Annotated in this window: 13 protein-coding genes; 6 read left to right on the top strand and 7 right to left on the bottom strand. The window is 68.8% G+C overall.

What is annotated here, in order from left to right:
• Window positions 1-148: 148 nt before the first annotated feature.
• A complete protein-coding gene (locus JOD54_RS07540) occupies window positions 149-1,693 on the bottom strand; it encodes a M28 family metallopeptidase (protein ID WP_204449842.1) in 1,545 nt (514 codons plus the stop codon).
• 158 nt (window positions 1,694-1,851) lie between these two features.
• Here JOD54_RS07540 and JOD54_RS07535 point away from each other — a divergent pair, with 158 nt between their 5' ends.
• On the top strand, window positions 1,852-2,811 hold the full coding sequence (locus JOD54_RS07535; RefSeq protein ID WP_204449841.1) for an NAD(P)H-quinone oxidoreductase: 960 nt from the start codon (window positions 1,852-1,854) through the stop codon (window positions 2,809-2,811).
• Here JOD54_RS07535 and JOD54_RS07530 read toward each other — a convergent pair.
• On the bottom strand, window positions 2,801-4,003 hold the full coding sequence (locus JOD54_RS07530; protein WP_204449840.1) for a cysteine desulfurase-like protein: 1,203 nt from the start codon (window positions 4,001-4,003) through the stop codon (window positions 2,801-2,803). The two genes, JOD54_RS07535 and JOD54_RS07530, sit on opposite strands and share 11 nt — an antisense overlap.
• Before the next feature lie 59 nt (window positions 4,004-4,062).
• On the opposite strand from JOD54_RS07530, the gene JOD54_RS07525 reads away from it, so the two are divergent.
• Window positions 4,063-4,596, top strand: coding sequence for a bacterial proteasome activator family protein (locus JOD54_RS07525; RefSeq protein WP_204449839.1), 534 nt, complete (start codon window positions 4,063-4,065; stop codon window positions 4,594-4,596).
• A gap of 15 nt (window positions 4,597-4,611) precedes the next feature.
• Here the strand turns inward: JOD54_RS07525 and JOD54_RS07520 are convergent, their stop codons facing one another.
• A complete protein-coding gene (locus tag JOD54_RS07520) occupies window positions 4,612-5,268 on the bottom strand; it encodes an acylneuraminate cytidylyltransferase family protein (protein WP_204449838.1) in 657 nt (218 codons plus the stop codon).
• An 80-nt stretch (window positions 5,269-5,348) separates the two neighbouring features.
• Here JOD54_RS07520 and JOD54_RS07515 point away from each other — a divergent pair, with 80 nt between their 5' ends.
• Together JOD54_RS07515 and JOD54_RS07510 are read left to right on the top strand one after the other, a co-directional pair.
• Window positions 5,349-6,005 (top strand): hypothetical protein, encoded by a 657-nt coding sequence (locus JOD54_RS07515; protein WP_239573311.1) that lies wholly within the window; start codon window positions 5,349-5,351, stop codon window positions 6,003-6,005.
• A complete protein-coding gene (locus JOD54_RS07510) occupies window positions 6,002-6,391 on the top strand; it encodes a hypothetical protein (RefSeq protein WP_204449837.1) in 390 nt (129 codons plus the stop codon). Before JOD54_RS07515 ends, JOD54_RS07510 begins: the two co-directional genes overlap by 4 nt.
• A gap of 817 nt (window positions 6,392-7,208) precedes the next feature.
• Here JOD54_RS07510 and JOD54_RS07505 read toward each other — a convergent pair.
• From JOD54_RS07505 to wzm, 4 genes are all read right to left on the bottom strand, one after another.
• Window positions 7,209-8,408, bottom strand: coding sequence for an IS4 family transposase (locus tag JOD54_RS07505; protein ID WP_372440395.1), 1,200 nt, complete (start codon window positions 8,406-8,408; stop codon window positions 7,209-7,211).
• Between the two features lie 288 nt (window positions 8,409-8,696).
• On the bottom strand, window positions 8,697-9,593 hold the full coding sequence (gene glfT1 / locus JOD54_RS07500) for a galactofuranosyltransferase GlfT1 (protein WP_204449835.1): 897 nt from the start codon (window positions 9,591-9,593) through the stop codon (window positions 8,697-8,699).
• Entirely contained in the window at window positions 9,590-10,381 is a 792-nt protein-coding gene (gene wzt, locus JOD54_RS07495; RefSeq protein ID WP_204449834.1) for a galactan export ABC transporter ATP-binding subunit Wzt/RfbE, read from the bottom strand. The genes glfT1 and wzt overlap by 4 nt, the downstream gene beginning before the upstream one ends.
• A 16-nt stretch (window positions 10,382-10,397) precedes the next feature.
• On the bottom strand, window positions 10,398-11,285 hold the full coding sequence (gene wzm / locus JOD54_RS07490) for a galactan export ABC transporter permease subunit Wzm/RfbD (protein ID WP_372440394.1): 888 nt from the start codon (window positions 11,283-11,285) through the stop codon (window positions 10,398-10,400).
• Between the two features lie 153 nt (window positions 11,286-11,438).
• Here wzm and JOD54_RS07485 point away from each other — a divergent pair, with 153 nt between their 5' ends.
• Both JOD54_RS07485 and neuC read left to right on the top strand, forming a co-directional pair.
• Window positions 11,439-12,476 (top strand): N-acetylneuraminate synthase family protein, encoded by a 1,038-nt coding sequence (locus JOD54_RS07485; protein WP_239573308.1) that lies wholly within the window; start codon window positions 11,439-11,441, stop codon window positions 12,474-12,476.
• Complete coding sequence (neuC, locus tag JOD54_RS07480; protein ID WP_204449832.1) at window positions 12,469-13,599, top strand: UDP-N-acetylglucosamine 2-epimerase; 1,131 nt, start codon at window positions 12,469-12,471, stop codon at window positions 13,597-13,599. Before JOD54_RS07485 ends, neuC begins: the two co-directional genes overlap by 8 nt.
• Window positions 13,600-14,001 lie beyond the last annotated feature (402 nt).

Below are 14,001 nucleotides of genomic sequence, written 5' to 3'. Positions count from 1 at the left end.
GCGAAGCGCGCAGGTCAAGAGCCGTTCATTGCCAACTTCGCGTGCTCGGGACCCGCAACGGGCCAACTCCTGCGGAAAGGCCCCGTGGCGTGGTCGCCACGGGGCCTTCCCTTACTCCCAATGCCGTAATGACGGCGGATAACGATTTCTACCGAACCGCGGCGTGCGAGACCTTCGCGGCCTTGCCCTTCTTCGCCTGACCCGAGATCAGGGCCTTGCGGGCGGCGGCCTTGGCGGCCTTCTGGACGTTGTTCTTCGGCGGGACGCCGTTGATGTCCTCGGTGCTGATCGCGTAGGACGCGGTCACCCAGGCGATGGCGTCGGCGTTGCGGTCGAGCGCGACGCGGTCCAGGTTGCCCAGGTTGTCGCACTTGGAGTGGTAGCACTTGTCGAACGCGACACCCGCGGTGCCGCCCCACTTCTCGGCCTGCGCGGCGGTCTTGAGGCCCTCGGCGCCGGTGAAGATGCCACCGGCGGGGATGCCGTTGGCGATGAACTCACCGTAGTCGGAGCGGCCGTCGAAGTCGGTGCCCTCGGTGGGGGTACCGGTCTCGTTGAGGAAGCCCGCCAGGGCGGCCTCGATCTGCGCGGAGCCGTACGGGCCCTCACCAGCGCCGACGGCGTCGGAGTTGTCGCCGTCGTAGACGAAGTAGCCCGCGTTCGGCGAGGCGATCATGTCGAAGTTCAGGTACAGCGCGATGTCGAGCTGCTGCTCGAACGACAGCGACTGGACGTACTTGGTCGACCCGACCAGGCCCAGCTCCTCAGCGCCCCACCAGGCGAACCGCACGGCGTTGCTGACCTTGGGCGAGGCGCCCAGCTGCAGCGCGGTCTCCAGCAGCGCGGCGCTGCCCGAGCCGTTGTCGTTGATGCCGGGGCCCTCGTCGACGCCGTCGAGGTGCGAGCCGACCATGACCACGTTGTTCTTGCGGCCGGTCTTGGTCTCGGCGATCAGGTTGCGGGAGGGCTTCTCCTCGGTGTGGAAGCGCATGTCGACCGTGGTGGCCGCGCCGCCCTTGCCGAAGAGGGTGTCGCCGTCGGCCTTGCTGATGCCACCGGTCGGGATCTTCGCGCCCTCACCGACGGTCACGCCCTGCAGCGGGCCGTCGACGTTGTTGGCGACCAGGATCGCGACCGCGCCGGCGGCGGCGGCGTTGGCCTGCTTCTGGTTGAAGGTGCAGCCGCCGCGGCGGACCAGGGCGACCTTGCCGGTGACGTCGATGCCCGCGAAGTCAGCGGCCTCGCAGCCGGGGGTGGCGTCCTGCGGGATGGTCACCAGCGCGCCGGAGACACCGCCGACCGGGGTCAGCGGCGAGAGCTGCATCGGGAACGCATCGACCTTGGTGCCGCCGACGTTGGCGAACGCCGCGTCGGTGATCTGCACCGGGTAGGTGAACTCCGGGGTGCTGACCTCGAAGCCAGCGCCACGCAGCAGCCCGGCGACGTAGTCGAGGCTCTGGTCGTAGCCCTTCGTACCCGCGGCGCGGTTGCCGCCGTTCTTGTCGGCGATGCGCTGCAGGGCGATCAGGTGCCGGTTGATGCCGCTGGCGGTGACCTTCTTGGCCAGGTTCTTCGCCAGTGCGGGACCGTCCGGCAGTTGCTGAGCGGATGCGGGCACCGCCGAGAACGCGAGCCCGGCGCACGCGGCGAGCAGGAGCGCACCCGCGCGGACCGATGTCCTGGGGGACGACATGGGCAACTTCCCTTCGTGGGGGTGAAAAGTGCCGGCTCATGACGGGACCCCGACCCGACCCTCGCAATCCGGCGAGCGTGACTCTTACTCGCAAATCGCCGCCGGTCAAGAGTTCATGTTGGACTGTGACCGTAGGACGGCGGCGATACCGTTGTCGTATGCACGCGATCACGATCAGCGAACCCGGTGGGCCAGAGGTACTGCGGTGGACGAGCGCGCCGGATCCGCGCCCGGGGCCAGGTGAAGTGCTGCTGCGGGTGGCGGCCAGCGCGGTCAACCGGGCGGACCTGTTGCAGCGCAAGGGCTTGTACTCGCCCCCGGCGGGCACCACCGACATCCCCGGGCTCGAGTGCTCCGGCGTCGTCGCCGAACTGGGCGAGGGTGTCACTGAGTGGCATGTGGGTGACCAGGTGTGTGCGCTGCTGGTGGGAGGCGGTTACGCCGAGCAGGTGGTTGTGCCCGCTGGGCAACTGCTCCCCGTTCCGTCCGGAGTGGACCTCGTGGACGCGGCCGGGTTGCCGGAGGTGGCGTGCACGGTGTGGTCGAACGTGGTCCAGACCGGTCGGCTCGTCGCGGGGGAAACGCTGCTGGTGCACGGCGGCGCGGGAGGGATTGGTACGCACGCGATCCAGGTCGGCAAGGCGCTCGGCGCGACCGTCGCGGTGACCGCCGGTTCAGCCGAACGGCTCAACCGCTGCGCCGAACTGGGCGCCGACACCACGCTGAACTACCGCGAGAGTGAGTTCGAGCGCGAAGTGGGCGCGGACGTCATCCTGGACAACATGGGCGCGAAGTACCTGCGGCGCAACGTGGCCGCGCTCAACCGCGGCGGACGGCTCGTGGTGATCGGGATGCAGGGCGGCACGACCGCCGAACTGGACGTGTCCGCGCTGCTGCGCAAGAACGCGACCATCGCCGCGACCAGCCTGCGGTCGCGGCCGGTGGCGGAGAAGGCGGCGATCGTCGCCGAGGTCGTGGCGAACGTGTGGCCGATGCTGGGCGACGGCCGGGTCCGCGCGGTGACGCACACCGTCTTGCCGATCACCGAAGCCGCGCGGGCGCACGAGATGCTCGACGAGGGCGGCGTCTTCGGGAAGGTGGTGCTGGCTAACCCCTGAGCTCGGCCAGCGCCTCGACGAGCTGGTCCACCTCAACGGCATTGGTGTAGTGCGCGAGACCCACGCGCACCGCACCGCCGACCTCGCCGACACCCAGGGTCGCAAACACGCCACTGGGGGTGTCGTCGGCGAAGGCGCAGATGCCGCGCTCGGCCAGGTGCACCACCGCGTCCTGGGCCTTGACGTCGGTGACGGTGAACGCCAACGCGGGGATGCGGCGCATCGCGTCACCGATGACCATCACGTGCCGCAGCCCGCGCAGGTCGCCGATCAACCGGGACAGCAGTCCGGCTTGGTAGGACTTGGCCGAGCTGAGCGAGGTGGCCAGCCGCTCGCGGCGGGTGCCGGAGGCGGCGTCGTCGAGTTCGGCGAGGTAGTCCACGGAGGCGACCAGACCCGCCAGCAGCGGATAGGCGTGCTGGCCCAGCTCCAGCCGCTCCGGGCCCGCCGCGCGCGGGTCCAGCGAGCTGGCCGGGAGGCGGTCGAGCATCGCGGGGTCGGCGAAGGCGAGCGCGGCGACGGCCGGGCCGCCCCAGGCGCTCGCGGACACGGCCACCACGTCGACCCCCAGCGCCTGGATGTCGATCGGCACGAACGGCGCGGACGCGGAGGCGTCCACCACGACCACCGCGTCCTGGGCGCGGGCGCACTCGGTGATCTTGCCGAGGTCCGGCCGGGTGCCGACGGCGCCGGAGGCCGAGGTGACGGCGACGACCTTGGTGCGGTGCGACACCAGGTTCTCGTACTGCCAGGCGGGCAGCTCGCAGGTCTCGATGTCGATCTCGGCCCAGCGCACGGTCGCGCCAGCGCGCTGCGCGACCCGCAGCCACGGCGCGGTGTTGGCCTGGTGGTCCAACCGGGAGAGCACGACCTCGTCGCCGATCAACCAGCCGTCGCCGAGCGCCTCGGCCAACCTGGCCAGCAGCACAGCGGTGTTGGGGCCAAGCACCACACCCGACGGGTCGCAGTTGACCAGGTCCGCCACCGCGCGGCGGGCGGCGTCGACGATCGCCTCGGCCCGCTGCGACGCCGGGAACACCCCACCCGGACCGGAGACCGGTGCCCGCAGCGCCGTCGACACGGCCGTCGCCACCTGCTCGGGCACCTGCATGCCCGCCGGGGCGTCGAGGTGCACCCAGCCGTCGCCCAACGCCGGGAACAGCCCGCGAACACGAGCGACGTCGAAGGCCATGACCACACCGTACGAGAGCCCGCCAGCCCCGTGCCGCGTGGGGCACTACCCTCGACCGCGTGACTCAACCCTCCCCCGGCTCGGACGAGGCGCACCACGTGGTCGTGGTCGGCCCCGACGGTTCCCCGCTCGGCAGCGCGAAGATCCCGGACAACCCCGACGCCGAGTCGGTCGGCGACCTGGTCGAGCAACCGGCCAAGGTGATGCGGATCGGCACGATGATCAAGCAGCTGCTCGAGGAGGTCCGGGCGGCACCGCTGGACGAGGCCAGCCGCAACCGGTTGCGGGAGATCCACAAGCGCTCGATCGCCGAGCTCGAGGACGGCCTGGCGCCGGAGCTGCGCGAAGAACTGGAGCGGCTGTCGCTGCCCTTCGCCGAGGAGAACACCCCCTCGGACGCCGAACTGCGGATCGCGCAGGCGCAGCTGGTCGGCTGGCTGGAAGGGCTGTTCCACGGCATCCAGACCGCGCTGTTCGCCCAGCAGATGGCCGCGCGGGTGCAGCTGGAGCAGATGCGGCGCGGATTGCCGCCGGGCACCAAGGTCGACGAGGGGTCGGCGCTGCGGCCGGGCGGGACCGGGCAGTACCTGTAATCCGCCGCGGTGCCGTCACCGCTGGGCGCGGGCCAGGTCGGCCGGGCTGTCGATGTCGACCGCCCGCGCCGCCGGGACCACCTGCGCCACCACCTCGGGCACGAAGAACCGGCGGTGCGCCCTGAGGTCGTGCAGCCCGACCACGTAGACGCCACCGGTCGGCCGCAGCGCCCGCGGCAGGGTTTGGCGCGGTGCCTCAAGATCCGCCCAGTCGCGCGCGGGCCGGAGGCGGCCGTCCTCGACCACGCACGCCTTCCACGGGTGGTGCCCGCCCTCCGGCGACATCTGCACCACCGACCCGGTCGCGCGGTCACCGTGCAACCGCAGGCACTCGCCGATGTCGTCGGCGGTGCGCAGCGGGGACGTCGGCTGGAGCAGGACGATCACAGCGGCGGTCAGCCCGAGGTCGTCGGCGGCGTGCAGGACAGCGTCAACGGACCGGCTGTCGGGCGTGGACAGTGCCGGTGGCCGCTGGACGATCTCCGCGCCAGCACAGGCTTGCGCGATCGCCGGGTCGTCCGTCGTGACCACCACCCGGTCGACACCCGGGGTCTCGAAGGCGGTCGCCACGGCGTGTGCGACCAGCGGTCTCCCCCGGAAGAGGGCCAAGTTCTTGCCCGGAAAGCCTTCGGAGCCACCACGGGCGGTCACCACCGCCACCACATCGGTCACACTACGGTCCTCTCGTGCTGCACTGAACAGCCCAAGACCTTAGGCTTGATCGCCTAATACACCTCAACCCCCACCCCCACATGACCATTCTCCTCAGCGAGCCGGTGACTGCCACTTCAGCGCTGGCCGACCTGCTCGGCGCCTACTCGCGCCGGACGCCGCCGCGCACCATCGCCGTGGTCGGCAACGCCCCCATGCCCCCCGACCCCGCCCGCTCGGCCGCCATCGACGCCTGCGACCTGGTCATCCGGATGACCAGCTTCGCCATCGACCCGGCAGCCCTGGGCACCCGCACCGACGTCGTCGTCCTGCACCGGGGCGTGATCGCCAGCCCGCACACCTTCGCCGACTACACCTCGCGGCTCTACCTGCTGGTGGAACCCGGTCGGCTGCACTGGGAACCCGAGACCATCCCGGACTGGTGGCCCGCCGACCTCGGCTTCGTCCCCATCCCCAACCACGAGTACACCATCGCGCTCAACACCCTGCTCGGCCTCGACTCCACCACCCCCACCTGGCCCACCACCGGCACCCTGGCCACCTACCTGGTGACCGAACTGTTCCCCGACGCGCGGGTGCTGCTCACCGGCACCTCGATCATCGACGCCCCAGCCCAAACCACCTTCCCGCACGCCTGGGGCCCCCCGGTCGCGGTCACCCCGGAACACCGGCTCACCGCCGAAGCCACCCTCCTGCAGCACTGGTCCACCACGGGCAGAATCGAACTCCTCCCATGAACCCCCTCTCCCCCCTCTGGCGCCGCGTCTACGACGCAGCCCGCACCGAAGCCGCCGCCGTCGGCACCGAGGTGGAAGGCGAGATCACGGCCCTACGCGCCGACCTCACCCCCAAACTCGACGACCTGTCCCGGCAGCTGGAGCAACTGCAGGACTCGGTGAACTGGCTCAACAGCGAACACCGCCGCATCGCCGCGCAGGTAGCCGCCCTGGAACCCCGGGTGGCCACCCTCGAACACCACACCACCAGGCCCACCACCACAGACGCCCCGATGGCCGGTTTGGTGGAGGAAATCCGCGAGGAACACGCCCGAATCCGCACCCGCCTCAGCCTCGTGGCCCGCTACGAAGAACGCCTCTCCCGCCTGGAACACAACGCGGAGTAGCGCCCGAAAGCCTTTTGGCGCCAGCTCGGGGACCGCCCGCAGAAGCCGCTGGTGCCGCCCCAGGCTGGCCTGCTCGACCGCACAATTCGAAGCCAGCGCCCCGGGCCAACCCCACCCAGCCCAGCCACCGCTCGCACGAGGCCGCTGGTGCCAAACCCATCGGAAGCCGCTGCTGCCACCCCAGCCGCCCTACCCCGACCACCAAACCCAGCCACTGGACACTCGGAAGCTCCGGTGCCACCCCAACCCACCGAGCCAACCCCGCCAGCCCAACCACCCGACTCCGACGGCATTGCCGACCATTGGACACTCGGAGTCGCTGGTGCCATCCCAGCCCACCGAGTCAGCCCACCCAACCCAACCCAGCCCGCCGAGCCAGCCCCGCCACCCTGGCCGCCGCTCCCAGAAGCCGCCGGTGCCACCCCAGCCCACCGAGTCGACCCCGCCAGCCCGGCCACCGATCCCGGAAGTCGCTGGTGCCATCTGCTCGATGGGGTGGACCTGTTTTGTGTGGGGTGGCGGCAGTCGTAGCGTTCCTGCGCGGACAGGGCCATGCTTTTCGGCCTCTGCTTTGCGGTCCTGCCACGGCTGTCGTAGGGGCCCCACGCAAAACACAATGCCGTTGACTTAGACTGCTCCGAAGACGTGGATCGTCGGCGGTCCGGGGTATTTCGTTTGTCGGTGGTGCGGTCTTCTGATTCGTTTCTGGCCGATGGTGTAGCGTTTGATGACGCGCGGATTGTGGCGGTTTCTTCGCCGTGGGTTGAGGTGTCGTACGATCTCGGCGAGTGTGTCGGTGATCGCGGCCTTCAGGCGTTCAGGGGGAAAAACCCGCTTGGTTCGTCACTTGTCGGCGGACCACGCGGATGGTGCGGATGAAGGAGAGTCGGTCGGGGTCCTCGCCGAGATCGTCGGCGGCGTCGACCATGAAATGTCGAATGGCGTAGTGGGTGAGCAGTGTCGCCCATATCTCTTGTTCGACAAGTTCGGGAAGTCGTGATCTGAGTACGCGCGATCCCGCGATCTGATGGGTCTCGATCTCATCCAAGGTGATCTCGAACTCCCACCGCTGCTGGTAGAGTTCGGCGAGTTCGATCGCCGGAGCGAGGGTGTGGTCAGCGATGGACGTCACCAGTCGGATCGTCTCGGACTCGCCGCGATTCGTGACCATGTACTCCACGACACGAACCGGAATGGACATCTCGTCGGCGCGGGCCGGACGCGAGGACGCGGTCATTCTTTCCCGGATTCTCGACGGCAGCAACTCCGCGACATAAGAACCGTCCGGGAGCCATTCGAGCACGGGCAAGATCAGGTCGTCCTTCACACGCCAGAGCAGGTCAGCGCCCGTGTCGACCACGTGGGACACCACGTCGTAGCCGTAGAATCCCCTGTCCGCCAGCAACAAAATGCCCGGCTCCAGCACGTCGGAACACCGGAGCAACAACTCCCGTTCACCGACCGACATCCCATCCAACGCCGCGCCGACCACCGCGTGCGTCCCGCACTCGCCGATACCCACGACCCGGACCTGAGGATATCCACCGGAGCGCCTCGCCCCGAACACAGCGACATTTTCCGGCGTGTCCTGAATATCAAGAACAACCCCGTCGACAGCCATCACCCGAAACCCGTGAAACCACGACCCCCGCGTCCCCGGGCCTCCCAGCGGAACCGCCACCCGCTCGAACAACGCCCGCAACGGCGCCGCACCCAAACGTTGCCGAGCCCTCGATATCGCACCCGGTGTGGGAACCTGCCACCCCTCTTTCCATGTGCCGAGAAAACTCAACCCATTAACCAGCTTCCGCATCACCTCCTCATACGAATCACCAAAGAACAACGACAACCCCAACACGTAGTACACCACAACCCGAGCAGGCAACAGACGAATACGACGCTCCCCGCAACCAGTCTCCGCGACAACCTCATCCACAAGATCCCGCGGAAACACCCGCGTAAGAACACCCAACGAGATCCCATCGACAAAGCGACCACGATCAACCATGGCCCGCATCATACCGACACCCACACAACATGCCCAAAACTCCACGCCGGGCTAAGTCAACGGTATTGACGCAAAACAGGTCCACCACATCGAGCTGGCAGTTAACTCGCGACCGGGCCCGATGGCGCAGCCGAGGCGAGGATCCGATGCAAGGCGCGAAGCGACGAGCCGAAGATCATCTACCCCGGGATCCCCCGATTTCCATCCTATCGAGGCGTGCCAACAGAATGGCAGCAGAGAAGCGTGCCTGTGGACAGGTGAGCACGTTGTGGACAACCCACTAGTGCCATAGAGCGCTCAGTGCCGGAAGAAGCGCTCCCGCTGTCCCCGCCGCACCAGTTTCAGCCACTCGACAAAAGCCTTCGGGTCGCGCTTCGTGCCCAAGAAGTACAGCCCGAACCGGAACACCTCAAGCATGCCCAGCTTCCGCATGCCCGGCTGCGACAGCAAATACCCGCGATTTCGATACGTGTAATACCGCTTCACCACGTTGTCCGGGTCCTGCGCGTGCAGCTTCCCGCCCAGCATCGGCTTGAACTCGTCACTGCCGTCCGGGTGCAGGTAGGCCGCGCGCAGGCACGTGCCGAACGGCAGGCCCGAGCGCACCAGGCGCCGGTGGATCTCGACCTCGTCGCCGCGGAAGAAGAGGCGGTAGTCGGGGACGCCGACTACGTCGAGGGTGTCGGCGCGGAAGAGGGCGCCGTTGAACAGGGAGGCGATGCCGGGGAGGAAGTCGTCGCCGAGTTGGTTGGCTTCGCGCTTCCAGGTGAGGCCGCGGCGGAGGGGGAAGGCGAGGCGGTCGGGGTGGTCGATGTTGGTGACCATCGGGGACACCTCGGCCAGGCCGCGGCGTTCGGCGACCTCGAGCAGGGTGGCCAGCACGGTCTCGTCGGCCGGGCGGCCGTCGTCGTCGGCCAGCCACAGCCAGTCGGCGCCCATCGACAGGGCGTGCAGCATGCCCAGGGCGAAGCCGCCCGCGCCGCCCAGGTTGCGGTGCGACTGCAGGTACGTGGTGGGCAGCGGGCACGCCTCGACGACGTCCTCGGCGGAGTCGTCCGGGCCGTTGTCGACCACGACCAGGTGGTCCGGCGGCCGAGTCTGCGCCGCGATCATCTTGAGGGAGTCGGACAGGAGTGCGCGCCGGTGCCGGGTGACCACCACGGCCACCACCGCACCCGCCTGCAACCGAGTCATCGGGTCTCGCCGAGCCTTTCCAGGGTCTCCGGGCTCATCTGCTCCAGCGGATCGCGGCCCTTGTAGGCCGTCAGCACCTCGCGCAGGTCGCCGTGCATCTTGATCCGGCCCTCGTCCATCCAGATGGCCGTGTTGCACAGCTCGAACAGCAGCTCGTCGGAGTGCGAGGCGAACACCAGCATGCCCGACCGGCGGACCAGGTCGACCAGCCGGTCGCGGGCCTTGGCCATGAACGCCGCGTCGACCGCGCCGATGCCCTCGTCGAGCAGCAGGATCTCCGGGTCGATGGAGGTGACCACGCCCAGCGCCAGCCGCACCCGCATGCCGGTGGAGTAGGTGCGCAGCGGCAGGTGCAGGTAGTCGCCGAGCTCGGTGAAGTGGGAGATGTCCTCCACCCGCTCCTGCATCTGCTTGCGGGTCATCCCCAGGAACAGGCCGCGGATGAAGATGTTCTCCATCCCGGAGATCTCCGGGTCCATGCCGACCGCGAGGTCGAAGACCGGGGCGATCTTGCCCTTGATCTCCGAGGTGCCCCTGGTCGGCTCGTAGATGCCGGACAGCAGCCGCAGCAGCGTGGACTTGCCCGCGCCGTTGTGCCCGACCAGGGCGACCCGGTCGCCGTCGCGCAGGCTCAGCGTGATGTCGTGCAGCGCCTCGATGATCGGCACCCGGGCCTCGGTGCCGATCTTGCCGCCCACCTTGCCCAGGACGGCCTTCTTCAGCGAACGCGTCTTGGCGTCGAAGATCGGGAAGTCGACGGAGGCGTTGTGTACGTCGATACTGACCATGGTGTGACTGCCTCGTTCAGACCCAGTAGGAGACACGGGCACGGTAGTTGCGCATGGCCAGGAAGGCCAGGCTCCACCCGACGACCGTGATGACACCGACGACCAACCAGTGGTGCCAGCTCTGCTCGCTGCCGATCAGCGGCGCGCGCAGGATCTGCACGAAGTGGTACAGCGGGTTGAGCTCGACGATCAGGTGCTTCCAGTCGCCCGGCCCCAGCTTCTGGGTCAGCACGTCCACCGGCCACACGATCGGCGTCGCGTAGAAGAGCAGCTGCGTGAGCGCGTTGATGACCTGCGGGATGTCGCGGTAGCGGGTGCTGATGATGCCGAACAGCAGCGCCACCCAGGCGCCGTTGAGGGCGAGCAGCACGAACGCCGGGATGGCCAGCACCATGGTCCAGCTCAGGCCCGGCTGCGGCACGCCACCCGGCGACAGCGTGTAACCGCCCGCGGAGATGGAGCCGAAGAACAGCGCCAGGACGACGGCGTAGACGAGCATGTTGTGCAGCATCATCAGCGTCTGCCGCCACACCGTGCGCAGCGCGTAGACGGTCAGCGGCGCGGGCAGGTGCTTGATGAGGCCCTCGTTGGCGATGAACGCGTCCGAGCCCTCGGTCAGGCAGCCCAGGATGAAGCCCCAGACGATGAAGCCGACGGTCAGGTACGGCAGGAAGGTGTCGACCTCGATGCCGAACAGCTGCGAGTAGAGCAGGCCGAGCCCGGCCGCGGTCACACCCATGCTCATGGTGATCCACAGCGGTCCGATGACCGAGCGCCGGTAGCGCTGCTTGATGTCCTGCCAGCCGAGGTGGCCCCACAACTCCCGCGCGGCGACGCCGTCGCGGATGTCCTTCGCCGCCCGCGCCCAACTCCGCCCGGAGTGCACCACCGGCTTGGCCGGGATGTCTATCGCGCTCGATACCTGCACGGTGGTTGAGACTACCGGCGGTTCCCCCAAGGGTATGTAGCCGGTCGTTGCAGCGCGCGGGACCGGCTGTGCGCGGCTAGACTCCGCGAGACCCGGTCGTCGTCCACGACCCCGCAGGAGGTCGCCCCCTTGGCCGAAGTACTCGTCGGTTCCCGTGCCATCGGATCGGAGCACCCGCCCCTGGTGATCGCCGAGATCGGCATCAACCACGAGGGCGACCCGGACAAGGCGCACCGGATGGTCGCCGACGCGGCCGACGCGGGCGTGGAGTGCGTGAAGTTCCAGACCCACGTCGTCGAGGACGAGATGGTCCCCAACGACGTCGTGCCCGGCAACGCCGACGAGCCGATCTACGCGATGATGCGCCGCTGCGCGCTGCCCGCGTCGGTCGAGCGGGAGCTCAAGGCGCACGCCGAGGAGCGGGGCCTGCTCTTCCTGTCCACCCCGTTCTCCCGCGCCGCCGCCGACCGCCTCGCCGAACTCGACGTCGCCGCGTACAAGATCGGCTCCGGTGAGTGCAACAACTACCCGCTCGTCGGGCACATCGCCTCGCTCGGCAAGCCGGTCATCCTGTCCACCGGCATGAACGACATCGCCTCCATCCGGCCCGCGGTCGACCTGCTGCGCGCCGCCGGTGTCGGCTACGCGCTGCTGCACTGCACGTCGCTGTACCCGACCCCGCCGGAGCAGGTGCGCCTCGGCGCGTTGGCCGAGCTGGGGGCCGAATTCCCGGACGCGGTGCTGGGCCTGTCCGACCACACGACGTCGATCTACCCGTGCCTCGGCGCCGTCGCGCTGGGTGCGCGGGTCCTCGAGCGGCACTTCACCTCGGACCCGACCTGGCCCGGCCCCGACATCCCGGTGTCGTCCACCCCGGCCGAGTTCGCCGAACTGGTCACCGGTTCCCGGCTGGTCTTCGCCGCCCTCGGTGGCAGCAAACAGATCCTGGCCGCCGAGCAGCCGACGATCGACTTCGCCTACGCCAGCGTGGTCACCACGGCCCCGGTCGCCGCGGGCGACGAGCTGTCCCCGACCAACCTGTGGGTCAAGCGCCCCGGCACCGGCGAGATCCGCGCCGCCCACTACCCCGACCTGCTCGGCCGCCGCGCCGCGGTCGACCTGCCCGCCGACCGGCAGCTGAGCTGGAACGACCTCGCGGATGTCTGAGGGCTGCCGGGAGGTCCTGTTCGTCACCGGCACCAGGGCCGACTTCAGCAAGCTCCGCGACATCATGCTGGCGGTGCAGTCCAGCGACCACCTCGAAGCCAGGGTCGTGGTCACCGGCATGCACCTGCTCCGCCGCTACGGATACACGGTCAACGAGGTGGAGCGGGTCGGCCTGCGCAGGCTGCACCTGATCCCCAACCAGGTCGACGGCGAGCCGATGGCCCTGGTCCTGGCCAACACCGTCCAAGCCCTCACCCGGCTGGTGCACGAGGAACGACCGGACGCCATCGTGGTCCAAGGGGATCGCGTCGAGGCCCTCGCCGCCGCCCTGGTGGGTTCGCTGCACAACGTCCGCGTCATCCACATCGAAGGCGGCGAGGTCTCCGGCGCGATCGACGACTCCGTGCGGCACTCGATCTCCAAACACGCGCACGTGCACCTGGTCGCGAACGCCACCGCCCGGGCCCGGCTGCTGCAACTGGGAGAAGAGGAAGACCGCGTATTCGTGGTGGGCAGCCCCGAAATCGACATCCTCACGTCGCCGGACCTACCGACCATCGACGAGGTCCGGGCGCGGTACGAAATCGGTTTCGACCATTACGGGGTGCTGGTCGTGCACCCGGTGACGACCGAGCCGGGGCTTAACGCGGTGAACGCGGCCGCGGTGGTGGACGCGGTGCTGGCCGCAGGCGGGAATTGGGTCATCATCGACCCGAACAACGACGCCGGGTGCGACGAAATCCGCAAAGAACTGGACCGGTTGACCGGCGACCGGTTCGCGCGACTGCCGTCGATGCGGTTCGAGCACTTCGTGACGTTGATGCGCAACGCGGACGTGATGCTGGGGAACTCGTCATCGGGGGTGCGGGAGGCGCCGGTGGTGGGGACGCGGGTGGTGAACGTGGGCACCCGGCAGCGGGGGCGGACGGACGCGGAGGGGGTGGTGAACGTGGCGCCGGACCCGGGGGAGATCCGGGAAGCGGTGGCGGAGGTGTCGCGGTTGCCGCGGTTGCCCGCTTTCCACGGGTTTGGGGAGCCGGGGGCGCGGAGGCGGATCATTCGGCTGTTTGAGGGGGCGGCGTTGTGGCGGCCGTCGTTGTACAAGCAGTTCGTGGATCGGTAGGGCGCTGGCTGGTTGTCCACAACGTGCTCGCCTGTCCACAGGCACGCTTCTCTGCTGCCATTCTGTCGGCGCGCCTCGGTAAGCTGTATATCGGGGGCTCTTGGGTTAGATGATCTTCGGCTCGTCGCTTCGCGCCTTGCATCGGATCGTCGGCTCGCCTTCGGCATCGCGCGCCGATCCGCGATTTAAGTGCAGGCTCGATGTGGTGGACCTGTTTTGCGTGGGGCCCCTACGACAGCCGTGGCAGGACCGCAAAGCAGGGGCCGAAAAGCATGGCCCTGTCCGCGCAGCAACGCTACGACTGCCGCACCCCCACACAAAACAGGTCCAGCTAGTTTGCGTCTTATGGTGCTTTCTCGTGAAGGACTTTTCCGGGCCGGACACGGTCGCTAAATGCGGTCT

It is taken from the genome of Actinokineospora baliensis, assembly GCF_016907695.1.
Lineage (GTDB): Bacteria > Actinomycetota > Actinomycetes > Mycobacteriales > Pseudonocardiaceae > Actinokineospora > Actinokineospora baliensis.
Note: the sequence above shows the minus strand (reverse complement) of the source record. Positions and strands in the feature narration are given on the sequence as shown.